The 14,539-nt window shown below is 45.4% G+C and carries 15 protein-coding genes; 6 read left to right on the top strand and 9 right to left on the bottom strand.

Annotated features, from left to right (window positions below; translation table 11 throughout):
- Positions 1 to 13: 13 nt before the first annotated feature.
- A complete protein-coding gene (locus ACFWMP_RS09260; RefSeq protein WP_379423204.1) occupies positions 14 to 712 on the bottom strand; it encodes a response regulator transcription factor in 699 nt (232 codons plus the stop codon).
- 380 nt (positions 713 to 1,092) lie between these two features.
- The gene (locus tag ACFWMP_RS09255; RefSeq protein ID WP_149646563.1) at positions 1,093 to 2,250 is read right to left on the bottom strand and encodes a phosphodiester glycosidase family protein; all 1,158 of its coding nucleotides are present in this window, start codon (positions 2,248 to 2,250) and stop codon (positions 1,093 to 1,095) included.
- A 175-nt stretch (positions 2,251 to 2,425) separates the two neighbouring features.
- Here ACFWMP_RS09255 and ACFWMP_RS09250 point away from each other — a divergent pair, with 175 nt between their 5' ends.
- Together ACFWMP_RS09250 and ACFWMP_RS09245 are read left to right on the top strand one after the other, a co-directional pair.
- The gene (locus ACFWMP_RS09250) at positions 2,426 to 3,004 is read left to right on the top strand and encodes a histidine phosphatase family protein (RefSeq protein WP_042185403.1); all 579 of its coding nucleotides are present in this window, start codon (positions 2,426 to 2,428) and stop codon (positions 3,002 to 3,004) included.
- 76 nt (positions 3,005 to 3,080) lie between these two features.
- Complete coding sequence (locus ACFWMP_RS09245; RefSeq protein WP_379423200.1) at positions 3,081 to 3,899, top strand: diguanylate cyclase domain-containing protein; 819 nt, start codon at positions 3,081 to 3,083, stop codon at positions 3,897 to 3,899.
- Between the two features lie 100 nt (positions 3,900 to 3,999).
- Here ACFWMP_RS09245 and ACFWMP_RS09240 read toward each other — a convergent pair whose 3' ends face one another.
- The 7 genes from ACFWMP_RS09240 to ACFWMP_RS09210 form a co-directional block, all read right to left on the bottom strand.
- On the bottom strand, positions 4,000 to 5,217 hold the full coding sequence (locus ACFWMP_RS09240) for an SLC45 family MFS transporter (protein WP_379423198.1): 1,218 nt from the start codon (positions 5,215 to 5,217) through the stop codon (positions 4,000 to 4,002).
- Positions 5,218 to 5,234: 17 nt separating this feature from the next.
- A complete protein-coding gene (locus tag ACFWMP_RS09235) occupies positions 5,235 to 5,963 on the bottom strand; it encodes a glycerophosphodiester phosphodiesterase (RefSeq protein ID WP_379423196.1) in 729 nt (242 codons plus the stop codon).
- A 158-nt stretch (positions 5,964 to 6,121) separates the two neighbouring features.
- Positions 6,122 to 6,988, bottom strand: a complete 867-nt coding sequence (locus ACFWMP_RS09230) for an STM4011 family radical SAM protein (protein WP_379423578.1) — start codon at positions 6,986 to 6,988, stop codon at positions 6,122 to 6,124.
- Positions 6,985 to 8,334, bottom strand: coding sequence for an STM4012 family radical SAM protein (locus tag ACFWMP_RS09225; protein ID WP_379423194.1), 1,350 nt, complete (start codon positions 8,332 to 8,334; stop codon positions 6,985 to 6,987). Before ACFWMP_RS09225 ends, ACFWMP_RS09230 begins: the two co-directional genes overlap by 4 nt.
- 22 nt (positions 8,335 to 8,356) lie before the next feature.
- Positions 8,357 to 9,139: an STM4013/SEN3800 family hydrolase gene (locus ACFWMP_RS09220; RefSeq protein WP_042185413.1), complete on the bottom strand. Its 783-nt coding sequence runs from the start codon at positions 9,137 to 9,139 to the stop codon at positions 8,357 to 8,359.
- On the bottom strand, positions 9,139 to 10,476 hold the full coding sequence (locus ACFWMP_RS09215) for an STM4014 family protein (RefSeq protein WP_231573389.1): 1,338 nt from the start codon (positions 10,474 to 10,476) through the stop codon (positions 9,139 to 9,141). The genes ACFWMP_RS09220 and ACFWMP_RS09215 overlap by 1 nt, the downstream gene beginning before the upstream one ends.
- The gene (locus ACFWMP_RS09210) at positions 10,436 to 11,281 is read right to left on the bottom strand and encodes an STM4015 family protein (RefSeq protein WP_379423191.1); all 846 of its coding nucleotides are present in this window, start codon (positions 11,279 to 11,281) and stop codon (positions 10,436 to 10,438) included. Before ACFWMP_RS09210 ends, ACFWMP_RS09215 begins: the two co-directional genes overlap by 41 nt.
- Positions 11,282 to 11,550: 269 nt before the next feature.
- On the opposite strand from ACFWMP_RS09210, the gene ACFWMP_RS09205 reads away from it, so the two are divergent.
- The 4 genes from ACFWMP_RS09205 to ACFWMP_RS09190 are packed head-to-tail and all read left to right on the top strand — an operon-like array spanning position 11,551 to position 14,519.
- The gene (locus ACFWMP_RS09205; protein ID WP_042185419.1) at positions 11,551 to 13,026 is read left to right on the top strand and encodes an amidase family protein; all 1,476 of its coding nucleotides are present in this window, start codon (positions 11,551 to 11,553) and stop codon (positions 13,024 to 13,026) included.
- Between the two features lie 36 nt (positions 13,027 to 13,062).
- On the top strand, positions 13,063 to 13,596 hold the full coding sequence (locus ACFWMP_RS09200; RefSeq protein WP_379423188.1) for an NAD(+) diphosphatase: 534 nt from the start codon (positions 13,063 to 13,065) through the stop codon (positions 13,594 to 13,596).
- Position 13,597: 1 nt separating this feature from the next.
- Complete coding sequence (locus ACFWMP_RS09195; RefSeq protein WP_379423186.1) at positions 13,598 to 13,969, top strand: cupin domain-containing protein; 372 nt, start codon at positions 13,598 to 13,600, stop codon at positions 13,967 to 13,969.
- A gap of 4 nt (positions 13,970 to 13,973) precedes the next feature.
- Positions 13,974 to 14,519: a GNAT family N-acetyltransferase gene (locus ACFWMP_RS09190; RefSeq protein ID WP_339245492.1), complete on the top strand. Its 546-nt coding sequence runs from the start codon at positions 13,974 to 13,976 to the stop codon at positions 14,517 to 14,519.
- Positions 14,520 to 14,539 lie beyond the last annotated feature (20 nt).

Raw genomic sequence — 14,539 nt, 5'->3', positions numbered from 1 at the left:
CTCCAAAATAGCTTCATGGGATATCCTTAATGACATTAAGCCGATAGCCAGCGCCTCTTACGGTTTCCACAATATCGCCAAGACCGAGATCCTTGAGCTTTTTGCGGACACGGGTAATATAGACATTTAATGTATTGTCATCAATGAAATGCTGATCCTTCCACATGAGATCTAGCAGACGCTCCCGGTTAACAACTCGTCCTTCTTTTAGCAATAAGGCTTCCAGTAGAACCGCTTCTTTCTGTGTCAGCTCGCTAGTATGTACGCCATATTGAATCACATACCGCTCAGGATAAAGAATTAGTTCTCCGGCTTGGAGCGTCCGTTCCTCTTGAATTTGTGAGTAAGAGCCGTAAGCTCTGCGTAAATGGCTGCGGATTTTGGCAAGTACGACTTCATAATGAAAAGGCTTGGTGATATAATCATCCCCGCCATTTTCTAGCGCCATCACCTGATCCATTCCACTATCCCGAGCGGATATGAAAAGAATAGGGCAGAGTGAGGTAGTGCGAATCTGGCGACACCAATAAAACCCGTCGTATTTAGGCAGGTTGACGTCCAGCAGAACAAGATCAGGATGGGTGTCATTAAAAATCTCCAGTACTCTGTTGAAATCCTCTACTATCACCGTACGAAATTCATATTTAGATAGATACGTGCTTAGAAGGCTTGCGAGCTTAGCATCGTCCTCTATGATTAGAATAGTCTCCATAGTTGTGCTCCTTTGATCAAATATAAGAATGCAATGGTTCACACGGTTATACAGTAACACGGACTAGGAAAATTATGCAAAAAGGACGTCTAGCTGCCGAAAAATAATATGAGGAATAGTTGCACTTTGTACAATAGATTCTATCAAAAAGACATTGGAATTTGATTCTATTGCACATTCTGCAACCAATTGGTTACCAAAACGTCTTATTATTTCAAATGGGTCGAATTCTAATGTACAAAGTACAACAGAATCCTATTTTCCTATAAAAAAGAATGCATCTATTGCACAAACTGCAATAGATGCATCAAATAAAGTATTCTTAGAAGTAGAAGCCGAAACCTAGCACAACGCTCGTTCGTGCCGCTGGCTAGATCATTCTATTGATATTTAACCACAATTGCGTTGCTAATCTGGCGCCCAGGGGTCGTGAGATATTTGCCATTGTAGTATAATCCGCTTGATGCGCCGCCATCCAGATTCATGGCTTGATACGCTCCAGCCTGCTTCATCATTTCTGCCAGCTGTGGGATAGTAGCTCCACCAGTAGTTAGCAGAATTAGCTTGTGGTCGCGAGTGAGGCCGAGTGCGCTGCGGGCTCCGCCGCCTGTTAAGATTTTGGCATCTTTGAAGCCTTCTGCCGCAACATTAAGAGATACCTTACCATTCACAAGCAGACGTGGTCCGGCTTGAAGCGCCCCTTCCATAGATCCGGAAGCGAAATGGTTCGTAAACTCTAGTCCGGGAATAAGCGAGGCCAGGTGATTGCTATCATAGGTGAAAATCGTGCGGCGATCTCCAGAGCTGTTTTTGAGCATTTTTCCACCACTGACCATGTAACCGTAAGGAGCTTTGTAGGCCCCTTTAGTGTAGGCATCAAAGAACGTACCATTAATAGCCACTACGGCATTATTGCGCTTGGCTAGACTGCTCAGGTCCTCCACTTTTCCTACCGTATTTCCTGCTAGTACAACGTCGAGCTTCACTTTAGGATGCAGTAGGGATACCGTAACCGTTTGGGCTTTGAAGGATCTTCCGCCCACCTTGAAAGTTTTGCTAGCACTGACAACGGGGGAAGAATCTGCTTTGATAAGTGCGCCAGTCAGTACAGGTACCGTTGATGAAACCCCGTTATTAGTAAGGGTTACAGAAGAGGCTTCCTGATTCCACTCTAATTGAAAGCCCAGCGTTTTGCTGACAAAGGACAAAGGGATATATACCGTACCGTTATCACTAAAAGCGGAATCGGTTAGTGTGACTGGCTTGTCGTTGACTAGCGCAGCTGCTTGTCCTACAGTAAGTGTAATCTTAGTGTCTGCGTTCGTAATGGTTATACGTTTGTCACTAGCATTCATTTCAGCATGTATACCAGTGAAATTATTTAAGAGACGCAGCGGGATGTACGAGTGATTATTCTTGGTCACATACACGGTGTTTTTCGGAACCGGAGCAGCACCAGCAGTGGAGGAACAAACTGTATAAACCGGAACCAAACATAGTAGAAATGCGAGAAAGAACGGAAACAATAACTTTTTCATATTAACCAAAATCTCCTTATCCTGTAGCTGATGTAAAAAGCGGTAAGGTTTATTATACCTCAAGTTCTAAAACATGGATAACCTCATTTTTCAAATATCCATGGAAAGATTCTGATAGAATGTAGATACCATTACAAGAATAGTACTAGAACTCAACAACTAAAGGGAGATCTTTATGACTACAATAGGTTTAATTCGCCATGGAAGTACCGCGTGGAATAAAGAAGGCAGAGCGCAAGGGCATACGGATAATCCATTGGATGCTGAGGGTGTGCAGCAGGCGGTTCTTCTTGCTGAACGGCTCAGCACTGAACAATGGGACTATTTATATTCGAGTGATCTGCTTAGAGCGAGACAAACAGCAGAGGTAATTGCAACAAGGCTTGGCATGGAGATCGCCGGTTTAGTACCAGGGATCCGTGAGATGAACGCAGGGCAGATTGAAGGTACTACGGAACAAGATCGCGTTGAACGATGGGGAAGTGAGTGGAAGAAGCTAGATTTGGGACTGGAAAGTCCGGAGGCCAGTGAGATCAGAGGCAGTCAGGCCATTGAAGATATCGCGGAGAAACATCCGGGCAGTCGTATATTGGTCGTTAGCCATGGTGCGATTTTACGGAGTAGCCTTAGAAGACTTTTTCCAGAACTGAATGTAACTGTTTTGCTGAGTAATACATCTATCACCCGGATTATTAAATCCGATTCGACATGGAATTGCGAACTATACAATTGTGCACGGCATTTGAAGATATAATTAGTGTTCAGATAATGTTCAGAGCATTTTAATATAGTAATTGCTCAGATAGTTATTCATTTTTGTAGTCAGAAGGATGTGCGAATTTAAGGTGGCAGAGGTCCAGATTTACTTACAAACGTTATTCTCCATTCTCATCGCAGCAGCGGCCGGTTATTTAGTGCTAAGACTTTACCGGGATATTTCATCTAAAACGCCTCAAAAAAGAGCGATTCATACCGGTCTTTCCGTGATCATTATCATCGCCTCCCTATGGATCATGCACCAGCTAGGTGTAGAAACCTTACTGGGAAATGAAGTGGACGATGATGGGGTTATTATACCGCTGGTGGTCTATAGTCTTACGATAGCCCTATGCATGTTTTTACTTACACGCATGAATCTAGTATTGGCTGAAAGAGAGCAATTGAAAGAACTGGCGTATAAGGATGCTTTAACGGGGTTATTGAATAAGAATGGAATGGATCATTTTTGGGATCGATGCAAAGTAAATGAACAGCTTGCTGTTTTGTTTCTGGATCTGAATCGTTTCAAATCGATCAATGACAGCTTGGGGCATCATGTGGGGGACTTATTGCTGCAAGAAGTGGGTAAAAATCTAATTCAATTCTCCAGCAAAAGAAAACGTCATATTTTCCGCGTCGGCGGGGATGAATTTGTGATTGTCGCCAAAGGTAGCACTCAGAAGGAAGCGGAGCAGCTTGCTGTGCGGATTCTGGAGAAGACGACTAAGAGTTACCAGCTTGGCGAACATAACTTGTTCGTATCCATGAGTATAGGGATCAGCATAAGTCATGGTAAGGTGGATCATTTTAGGCTGCTAAATGAAGCAGATACAGCGATGTACGCTGCCAAACAGCTTGGTACGGGGCGTTACTCCGTTTATAAGAATTAGATTGAGTTGGTATAAAATACAAGCGGCAGCCATGGACCTCTACAATAGGTCCTAGACTGCCGCTATTTTTATTGGACTAACTATTCCCTTTGAAATGAAATTATGCGCCAGGCGAATGAATGCTGTTAGTCACATCCTTGCGGCCTTTCATGAGGAACAAGCAGACAAGAGCAACTGCCATACTAATCGCCGCCACGTAGAACAGGATCGAGTAATCAAAGATATCAATCATAAGTCCCAATAGTGGAGGCGAACTGATGGCCGCAAGGGAAGAGACGAGATAATACATCCCTGTTCGTGTACCAATGCTCTCTTCTGTCCCTGTTGCCACAACATAAGGATAGGAATTGATATTAATACAAGCCCAGAAGACTCCACCTAGCAACAGTAACCCTCGAAGGAGCAATAAGTCCTTTGCAAAACCGACGAGAGCAAAAATGGTCATTAGTCCGCATACGCCGATGATGATCATTTTTTTCTTCCCGAATCTTCCGCCCAGCCAACCGCTCGGAATGGCGAACAGCACAAAGGCCAAAGAGAAGAAAGTGAGCGAGAAGGAGGCCGCCTGTTCGCTTAGGCCGAGATGATGTTTGCCATATAAGGTAAACAGTGTCTCAACGCCTTGATATGCTACGAACCAGAAGAAAATCGCCGCTAGCAAAAATATTGTGGTACGGTCAAGCTGACTTCGAAAGGAAATACGAGAGGGCTTGGTGGCAGTCCCTGCTTCTGAAGGAAGCTTCATTTGTACGTTTACGACATCCCGATTTTCTTTAATAAAGCGTGATACGATAAACAGACATAATAAGGTAATCAGTCCAGCAACGATAAACGGTAGCGCTGGGTTTGATTTATACAGGATCGAACCTACGCCAAAAGCGAGAATAGAACCGAACCCACCCATGAAATTAATCAGCCCGTTGGCCTTCGTACGCTGCTCTTCTGGCGTAATGTCCGGCATAAGGGCGACGGTTGGTGAACGGTATAAGCTCATGGCCAGATTCATTAGCATCATAAACAACAGAAGTGTAAATAGTCCGGTATGAAACGGAATCAGCATGGTTAGCACGGCAGCGAAAGGCATACCGATCATAAGATAAGGCATTCTGCGTCCAAAACGCGAGGTAGTGCGGTCACTACGGTTGCCAATCCAAGGCTGCAGGAATAAGGCAAAGTAATTATCAATCGTCATCAAGAAGCTGATAAGTGCCACACTATGTACGTATTTTTCTAGAAAAAAGGGTACAAATGCGTTATACAGACTCCACGTAATGCTGATGCTGAAAAAGCCGAATCCGAGCAACCAGACTTTTTTCACACAGTCACACTCCCTTATTATTTAGCTAGAAGCCCAGCTAGCACATCTGGATGATCTGTAATAATACCTGACACTCCAGCTTCGATTAAAGCCTTCATCCGCTCTGGATCATTAACAGTCCAAGGATGATAAGCGATGCCATGCTTAGCGGCTTCTTCGACGAATTCAGGAAGCACTGCTTGATGATAAGCATGTAGTGCGTTTGCGCCAAGCGTAGCTGCATAATCCCAAGGACGATACAGACCTTCCCCGTATAGAATTCCTGTCTTGATCTCAGGTGCGATCGTTTTACTGTGAGCTAGTGAATAATGGTTGAAGCTCGAAAAAATCACGCGATCGCTCATCTTGAACTCCCGTACAGCCGCGATAACCTTTTCCTCCATACCCGGGTAAAAGAAAGTACCATTTTTAAACTCGATGTTCAGTACTGTATCTCGACCTTGCAGCAGATCTAACAAATCTTCTAGCAAGGGGAGTTTCTCGCCTTTGAACTCGGGACTGAACCAAGAGCCCGCGTCCACTTCCAGAATTTCTGCAAGGGTTTTATCCTTCACATAGCCAGTTCCGCTTGTCGTACGGTTTAGGGTTTCATCATGAATAAGAACAAGCCCGCCATCCTTGGTCATTTGTACATCGGTTTCAATCCCGGTTGCACCTAACTCAAGACCTTTGCGGAACGCTGCCATAGTATTTTCCGGACACACTGCCGATGCGCCGCGATGCGCAAAATTAATAATGTTTTTCATCAGCTATTCATCCCTCCAACTTAGTGTTTGCTGTCGCCCTGTAGACGAGGGCTACTTTTCATATTCCACATGAAGACAAGAAACCCTGTCTAGAAATACTGACAGGGCTCTATTTCTTGAAATTTAACATGCAGTTAATCTTACTGCAAATTCTCGCCTCAATGATTCATAGCGCCATAAGGAATCCGTTCCAGCAGACCTGATCCATAGATGTTTTGCAGCTTCAGCTCTGGCATATGAATATAACCGATATAACAGTCGCATACCTTCATTCGGCAGGCTCTTACAGCGGATAGGCCTTCCAAGCCATCGCGGTAGAGATTGCCAATGACACCTCTGTCCTTATAGCAGCGTTTCACCAGTCCGGCGCCTTGTACATAAAAGACTTCATTTCCAGCATTGCAGGTTTGACCAAGGCTCTCGTAATCCATAGCATTCACAGCAAAATGCGGATCAATTTTGCTAAGAATGGAAAGATCCTCGGCAGTATAGTAATCCGGTTTATCTTTATAAGCATTGACCCATAGATATACACTCTCCGGTAATGCTGCGCGAAGCGAGGCTATAGCAGGAAAGGCGCTGCGGATCCCAACGCTCCCTACACTGAAAGGCACATTATTCTCATACAAAGTTATGCATTGCGTTAGAAACTTATCCTCGCTCACCTGTCCGGGGTGGTAAGTAGCCCAAAAGGCAGCCTTGTTTCGATTCAGCTTATGAATGAAGTCAAGATTTGCTGAAAGGTTCGTCTGAATCGCTACCTTCTCCACATGCTCCATATTGGAGAGCAAGACCATCGCTTCTTTGTACCAGCGATGTATCAGCCCTTCGCCATAAGGATTGAAAAAGATAGACAGCCGATGGCCCGCTGTACCTTGCAGAGAGGCCCACTCGACAAAGGTCTCCAGTCCTTGTCGATCCTTCGCGAGAGTGGCTGCGCTGTCTCTTGTTTTGCCGAAAGGACAGTAGGGGCAGTCATAGTTGCAGGAGGTGAGAGACCCACGGTAGTAGAGGACCGCATTCATGGCAATACGAACCTTTCCATCTGCTCTCGTATCTCTCCTGAAATAAACCAATCACCGATGGAATCGGAGTAGCCCATGCCTTCAGTAGTGAGGCGTAATACTCCATCTTCTTCTTTCCCTAAGCCGGTATGAAGCAGGTTAGACAGTTCAGGATAATCACTCCAGAGTGAATTTCCGAAGCGCAGACTATAATCTTCAAGCCTCAGACCTTCACTATGTAAAATCGCCTTTAGAATAAAGCGGCGCTTCTGTTCTTCCAGACTTAGCACAATTCCGTAATCTGCAGTATCGTAACGATTTGCACTGACGTAATCGGCAATAATGCTCTCGGTTGCTTTACGGCTCACCCCATAACGGGAAGCGTAATGCACATTGCGGGTATAGGACCTAGCCCCGCAGCCTAGCCCGACCATTCCTTCTTCCTGACAGCTGTAGTCAAGAATGCGTTTATCTGTTCCTGCGGTTTCCTTGGCGAAACGACGCATGGAATATTGGCGATAACCTCTGGCTTTAAGCAGCTGCCCAGCGGCCTTGTAGCAGTATAGGCGAATATCCTCCTGACGCTGGATATCATCAGGCTTTACGATGGTATGCTCACGGGTATAGAGCGGATAAATAAAGATTTCCTCAGGATCATAGCTAAGCGTCTGATTTAGCGAATACAGCCAAGAGTCGACGGTCTGCCCTGGAAGACCATAGATCAGATCCAAATTTAGAATGGGAAAATCATATTTTCCTAGCAGCTCCAATGCGCGATACACCTCATCCGGATTCTGCGGGCGATAGATGGCCGCAGATTCAGCTGCGACAAAGCTTTGAATGCCCATACTGACCCGATCCACCGTATATTCTTTTAGAATATTCAGCTTCTCTTCGGTGATCGTCTCCGGTGAAGTTTCCACTGAGATGGAGGCTGAGCTCGTATCCAGTCCCATCGTATCAACGGCAATGTGGAACAAACGACGCAGTTGATCTGCCGCCAATAATGTAGGTGTTCCACCACCAATCGCGAAACGGGCATACGGCTTATGTTTGGTGAACGCTGCCCACTGCTTGGCTTGGCGTTCTAGCGCGTCTACGTATGTAGCGTGAACATTCGCGCGTTTATCAGGCAAGGTGAACAGGTTGCAGAATCCACAGCGAGCACCGCAAAACGGGATATGCATATATAGAAAAAAGGATTCTGCAGGTTCATCTCGCCATAAGGTTTCTAGCGGCATCGGAGGCTGCAAATCCCTGTAAGCTGTTTTGTGTGGATAGGAATACAGATAAGATCGGTAAGGGTTAGCAGTAATATTGTCTTTCCATTGGTGAAGCTCTTCTAAAGAGAAGGACGATAACGTCATAACAGTTCTCCATCCTTTCCTTTTATAAAATAAATTCCCGATAAGGGACGTTCCATACGGTCTCGTGAGCCAAGCGATGCCCCTGATAACCATCTTCGCCAAAAGCGGTTCCATGATCAGAAAACGCCAGACAGAAGGTAGGATTACCGCGTTCCCGGAAGGCATCGAATAATCGGCCCAGTTCACCATCCACATAGCGGAGTGCGGCGCGCTGGCTGTCTACGGAGTCCTTTTTAGCACCGGGTATAAAATAATGGTTCGGCCCGTGGATGGCTGAGACATTGAGGAACATGAACAATCTTTGTTCGCCCGGAGTATCCTTCAACAGCTTCAAGGCATGATTCACCTGATGCTCTGTGGAACGCGGATTGGTGACCCCGAACGTCATCCGCCAGTAGCTTTGCTGGAAATAGCTTGGTAACACACGAGCGAGTGGATTTTTTTTGGTGAAAAAAATAACGCCCCCAATACAAACCGTACGGTAGCCCTCGGCAGCAAGCCCGGATACGATATCGGGTGTATCGAACAGCCAGGTATGGGGATGCGTCTTCATTCCGGTGTTTCGGGAATGGAACATTCGGATATGTTCCGTCTTATCCGTTGTGGCTGGAGTAGGCAAAAAACCGCCGAAGAAGGCGTGATGAGCCGCATAGGTAAAGCTGCCTGGGGTATGTCTTTTCTCCCATGATCCGGTTCCGCACAAGTTCGGGCAGTTTGATTCTTCCATAACAGCAGCATCATAACGAAGAGTATCGAGTGTGATCATAAGAATGTCATGAGTGCCGACGATGGTGTTCATATCCATTAAGATAATCCTTCCTTTATAAGCGGTGTGGAGGGAGGTGTGATATAGTCTCTAGCCGACAATACCTTCATTTCCCATTCGTAGGTGCTGCAGCCGCGGTATTTTACATCGTACAGCAAGTCGCCAAATGGATTGACATCCGCGACAAAACATTGCTGTGAACCCCCGGAGACGAGTACATCGATTCCGGCTACCCCGGAACGGGGAAAAGCAGCCAGTGCTTGCACAGCGGTATTCCGCACCTGCTCCTGTACGGATTCAGACAGACCGGCTTCCGAAAGAGACATCCGCTGGTTGCGTAAATGCAGATTCGTAATTGGTGTAGGGCTGACCCGAGCAACCGCGTGGCAGGCCTCGCGGAGAACGACTAGCTGGCGAATATCGAATGCTTTACCCTTAAGCCCCGCTTTAGGGATCCATTGCTCAGCATAAGCACCGTGCTGGTAGATCCAGTTCATAATTCCCGAGATTGTGGCGGTATCCGTGTACCGTCGCAGTTTACCGGAATTATAGTAAATGGGTGGTCGAGTGATGTAATCCTCGACCCCCACTGTTGTTAAGGCAATTTCGGCCCCCGTCACAGGATGGATTTGATAGGCGATCACTCCAGAAGCGGCAGAACCAAAGGCTAGCTTAATGAATACCCGGTGCATGCGCCGGGATAACATCATCTCCCGGAGAGAGTCGTAATCCGTAGGCTGCTGATCTTCGCCTACTGGGCGAGGGATTGGAATCCCTGCCTCGCTCAGAATCTGTTGTGTCTGGCGTTTATCGGTCATGGCCGCAATGTCAGTAGGGTCATTTAACCACAGCGAACCTGGACACGCGGTGTTGGCCTCTCGCTGTAGTCTAGCTAGCATTCGGCAGTAGCCACGGAACCATTGTGATGGATGATGCAGGACACCTTGTATTTCCTTCAATTGACGGGCTACCTTCACGCGGAGTGGTCGCGGATCAGGCCTATCGGCGAAGGGATGAAGGGAATCGTCCATATCATCCGAATCCGGTGCACCCAGAGCGATAATGGCTCGTTCTATCTCGAAGCTGCTGCCAGGCGATTCCAGTCTCAGTAGCGGGGGAGCTGCACTGAGATCTACTCCGTTATAAACGGAGGACTGACGGGGTATCTGTTTCTTCTGCTCTTCCATAAGATCGCCTAACGATCTTCCTTGTAGAAACTCAGCGTACGATAAAATAATGGCAGGGGGCATTCCAAGATCGGAACGCGCTTGCTGGATGCCGCTAGTCCGTTTATCACCGGGAATACCGATAACGATCATCGGCCTCATGAGAGGCTCACTCTGTGATGGAAGGATAACGCCAGTCTTCCTCATCATCGCTTTCCTGCTTGTCGCTAACATCAACAGGCAATCCACTTTGTTTCCAGCGGGTAATCATCTCGTCAGACATATAATGATGGCTTAGGTTTAATGCTTTTAATTTTTTGATTCTGTCGCTGGCTAGAAGCAATTCTGCCCCCTCATCGCTTAGGGTACCGAGTGATAGATCGAGCGTATCTAGCTGATCCAGAATAGGAGCATTTGCTAATGCACCTGCGATCTCATCTTGGATCTGGCTATTTTTTAAACCTAGATAAGTAAGCTTAGGGAACTTTCCTACTTCTATAAGAGGGAGAAGATCTGCTAGGCTGCCGTCAAATCCGTAGTTATCTACGCCGAGATATAGCTCCAGCTTGCGCAAATTCGGCAATTGGCTAGTTGCAATCTGTTCAAGAACGGCTTTACCTAAGCCTCCACTTATAATAATCAGTTCTTCTAGCTTGTCGTGTTTGAGTTCTGAGAGGCTCAGCTCATTCCCACCTTGAATCGTGAGTGACTGTAGCTCTGGAAAAGCAGGGAGCAACGGCGATAGATCACTTTGGGTAATCCAAGAAATCTCGCATTCCTCATAGCCCATCTCGCCTATGAAAAGCTTGCGCAAAGCAGGGAAACTAGCACTATGCGTAACCAGTGACTCTACAACTTCTTCTGAACTATTTTCGTAGGCTTGCCCCCAATCACCAATAATTAGACTTGTCAGCGAAGAACTTTCAGGGCTGCTACTAAGTTTCTCAATTTCAGTGCCAATTCTTTGGCCTTCTTCGAATTCGTCGTATCCGATACTAAGCTTTACTTCCGTCATGGGCATTCCCTCCCGGAAAAATTTAACTTCGAAAATACCCTATCATCTGTAGCCGAGGGAGTCAAATCACAGGTTTAAATAATTATAGTCAAATTCGTCATGTCCTTGAGCTAATCATTTATGGTAGGTTTATGCTAGGGAGAATTACATTATTTTGAAATATAAGAAAGTATACGTTTCACACTATATTTTATCCTTATATTTCTCGCTAAACGCTTACCGTCCTTATAAGGACGCCGAAGGCGATTATACTTGAAGGAGCTGTTCTGATGAAGATCAAAATTCAGGAATGGATAATAGAAGCGGATATTGCAAAGCTGCAAGCGGCTATGGAAGCAGGCGTAGTCAGCTCAGAAGATTTGGTAGCAGCCTATTTGGAACGGATTCATAAGTACGATATAGACATAAACGCAATCTTAGAAATCAATCCAGAGGCTAAAGACATCGCTAGAGCACTGGATATTGAACGTAGGGAACAAGGAAGTCGGGGAAGTCTACACGGTATTCCTATATTGTTGAAGGATAATATAGATACCGCGGATAAAATGCATACGAGTGCTGGGTCAATAGCTTTAGCAGGATCATTCGCGGCAAAAGATTCCTTCGTAGCTGCGAAACTTCGGTCGGCAGGAGCTGTTTTGCTTGGAAAGGCGAATATGTCGGAGTGGTCTAACTTCATGTCTAGTTCAATGCCAGCTGGGTATAGTTCCCGGGGAGGGCTAGTGCTGAATCCTTATGGACCTGGGAGCGTATTTGTCAGCGGATCTAGTTCTGGACCTGCAGCAGCTATTGCGGCGAATTTGGCAGCAGCATCGATCGGAACGGAAACCGCGGGATCAATTGTTGGGCCAGCCTGTCAGCATGCTCTCGTCGGGATCAAACCAACGGTCGGATTAGTCAGTCGTACTGGAGTGATTCCTATTTCAGTTAGCCAAGACACTCCTGGACCTATTGCTAAAACGGTTATGGATGCGGCGATTATTTTGGGGGCATTAACGGGAGTGGATGACAAGGATGAAGCAACATTATCGAGCGAGAAGCATGCTTTTACTGACTATACTCCATTTCTAGATAAAAGCTTTATACGGCAAGCAAGAATAGGTGTCCCACGGCATTATTATAACCATTTAGATGCAGAGCGACTTTCAATTATGGAAGCAGCTATCCAGACTTTGAAGAATGAAGGGGCTACGATTATAGATCCGGTTACGCTTTACGTTGAACAACAAAACTGGAATAATGATGTAATCTGTTATGAATTTAAAAAGGGGCTCAACGCGTATTTATCTGGGGTAGATGATTCCGTTCCGATTCACTCTTTGCAAGAACTGATAGCGTATAATGAGCTCCATGCTGAAATCGCATTACAATATGGGCAAGACACATTAACTAGGTCAGAGGAAGTAACTTTAACAGAAGAAGAATATCAGCAAAAGAAACAAGAATACAGAAAGCTAGCGCTCGAGCAAGGAATAGATTACGTGTTGGAACAATATAGTTTGGATGCGCTATTACTGCCAGGTGATGTAGATGGTATGTATATTGCGGCACGCTTAGGGTATCCGTTAATTACCGTGCCGGCAGGGTATGTAGAACAGGGCATTATTGATGCTGATGGTGATCCTACTCGGGGTCCCTTTGGTGTAGTTTTTTCCGGAAAAGCCTATAGTGAGCCTACGCTCCTATCCATAGCCTATGGGTTTGAACAAGCTACGCAGCATCGTGTTCCACCGCAACTGGAATAGGTATTGACTACTTTATTATAGAAGGAAGAGATCAGCTTGAAATATTGTCTAGAGTGTGGAACAGCGTTAGTAATGAAAGAAAGCGATGGGGAAGGGCAGGTACCTTATTGTAATGCATGCGAAACGTTCAGATTCCCTATTTTTAGCACGGCGATCAGTACAGCAGTATTAAATCGGGATATGAATAAGATTCTATTGATTCAGCAGTATAACCGACCAGATTATATATTGCTTGCAGGGTACGTGAATAAAGGTGAAGATGCGGAAACCACACTTATTCGTGAGGTAAAAGAAGAGGTAGGAATTGATATTGTAGCTTATGAATATATGCGCAGCTTGTATTTCGCACCTTCTAATACGCTGATGCTGAATTTTATAGGTGTTGCAGATACGGAGGACTTAAGTCAGGTGAGTGCTGAGGTAGATCATGCAGAATGGTTTACTTTGGAAGAGGCCGCCAGTGCTATTAAAAAGAATAGTCTAGCCGAAATCTTCCTATTGGCGATTATTGAAAAATTGCATGCAGATCAGGTACAGGTAAATCCAGTGTCGGTAGGAGGAACAATGTAAGATGATAGTATATAGCTTTGCCAAAGAAGCTGGTAAATCTATTGATGCTTTCGGAAGCCAGCAGCTTTATATGTCGAGAATACTGACAGAGGCGGTTTCTCCGCAAGTAGGTTGTATGCACTTGGGCGTGAATGGACTTATTGGCTGGCATCAGGCTCCGATTCCACAGCTGTTTCTGGTTGTTAGCGGAGAAGGCTGGGTCAGAGCAGGGGAAGAAGCGGAAATTTCAGTTAGCGCTGGCTCTGCTGTATATTGGGACAAGGGCGAGTGGCATGAGACACGCACAGAGAAGGGACTAACAGCGATAGTAATCGAAGCGGAGAATATGGGTTTGACGATGCCAATTGTGCAAGAGATTCTGGAGCGGAGATAAAACAATGTTCAATCAAGAGAAAAGAACAATGACGACCGAAAGATTGATACTGAGACCCTTTGAATTATCTGATGCAAAACGTGTCTCTGAACTCTGTAATAATTATAATATCTACAAAAGTACGTTGACTCTACCCTATCCATATACTATCGAATGTGCAATATCATGGATTGAAGCTCATGAAGAGAATTTTATCAATAATATGTATTATGAGTTTGCGATTACTGATAAAAGTACAAACGAGCTTTATGGAGCTATAGGACTGACAAATAAGCAAGCACACAGAAATGGTGAAGTTGGATATTGGATCGGTGAGGAATATTGGGGTAAAGGATACGCGACTGAAGCAACAAAAGCGATCATTGCGTTTGCTTTTTCAGAAAAGCATTATCATAAAGTATTTGCAAGACACTTTGCTTCAAATCCCGGCTCTGGGAAGGTAATGCAAAAATGTGGAATGGTGGAGGAAGGCATATTCATACAACATATCTATAAAGAAAATAAATATGATGACCTTATTCATTATGGAATTATTAACTCTGAGGATTAAGCTATATAAAGTGAATTTTA

The organism is Paenibacillus sp. NPDC058367 (genome assembly GCF_042723305.1).
In the GTDB taxonomy this organism is placed as follows: Bacteria; Bacillota; Bacilli; order Paenibacillales; family Paenibacillaceae; genus Paenibacillus_AQ.
The sequence above is the reverse complement of the archived record's forward strand: the minus strand, read 5'-3'. Positions and strand labels throughout refer to the sequence as shown.

Bases quoted from the DNA above. Each gene is read 5' to 3' on its own strand.
- ACFWMP_RS09260 (WP_379423204.1), bottom strand. From the start codon at position 712: ATGGAGACTATTCTAATCATAGAGGACGATGCTAAGCTCGCAAGCCTT.
- ACFWMP_RS09255 (WP_149646563.1), bottom strand. From the start codon at position 2,250: ATGAAAAAGTTATTGTTTCCGTTCTTTCTCGCATTTCTACTATGTTTG.
- ACFWMP_RS09250 (WP_042185403.1), top strand. From the start codon at position 2,426: ATGACTACAATAGGTTTAATTCGCCATGGAAGTACCGCGTGGAATAAA.
- ACFWMP_RS09245 (WP_379423200.1), top strand. From the start codon at position 3,081: ATGTGCGAATTTAAGGTGGCAGAGGTCCAGATTTACTTACAAACGTTA.
- ACFWMP_RS09235 (WP_379423196.1), bottom strand. From the start codon at position 5,963: ATGAAAAACATTATTAATTTTGCGCATCGCGGCGCATCGGCAGTGTGT.
- ACFWMP_RS09230 (WP_379423578.1), bottom strand. From the start codon at position 6,988: ATGAATGCGGTCCTCTACTACCGTGGGTCTCTCACCTCCTGCAACTAT.
- ACFWMP_RS09225 (WP_379423194.1), bottom strand. From the start codon at position 8,334: ATGACGTTATCGTCCTTCTCTTTAGAAGAGCTTCACCAATGGAAAGAC.
- ACFWMP_RS09220 (WP_042185413.1), bottom strand. From the start codon at position 9,139: ATGGATATGAACACCATCGTCGGCACTCATGACATTCTTATGATCACA.
- ACFWMP_RS09215 (WP_231573389.1), bottom strand. From the start codon at position 10,476: ATGATGAGGAAGACTGGCGTTATCCTTCCATCACAGAGTGAGCCTCTC.
- ACFWMP_RS09210 (WP_379423191.1), bottom strand. From the start codon at position 11,281: ATGACGGAAGTAAAGCTTAGTATCGGATACGACGAATTCGAAGAAGGC.
- ACFWMP_RS09205 (WP_042185419.1), top strand. From the start codon at position 11,551: ATGAAGATCAAAATTCAGGAATGGATAATAGAAGCGGATATTGCAAAG.
- ACFWMP_RS09195 (WP_379423186.1), top strand. From the start codon at position 13,598: ATGATAGTATATAGCTTTGCCAAAGAAGCTGGTAAATCTATTGATGCT.
- ACFWMP_RS09190 (WP_339245492.1), top strand. From the start codon at position 13,974: ATGTTCAATCAAGAGAAAAGAACAATGACGACCGAAAGATTGATACTG.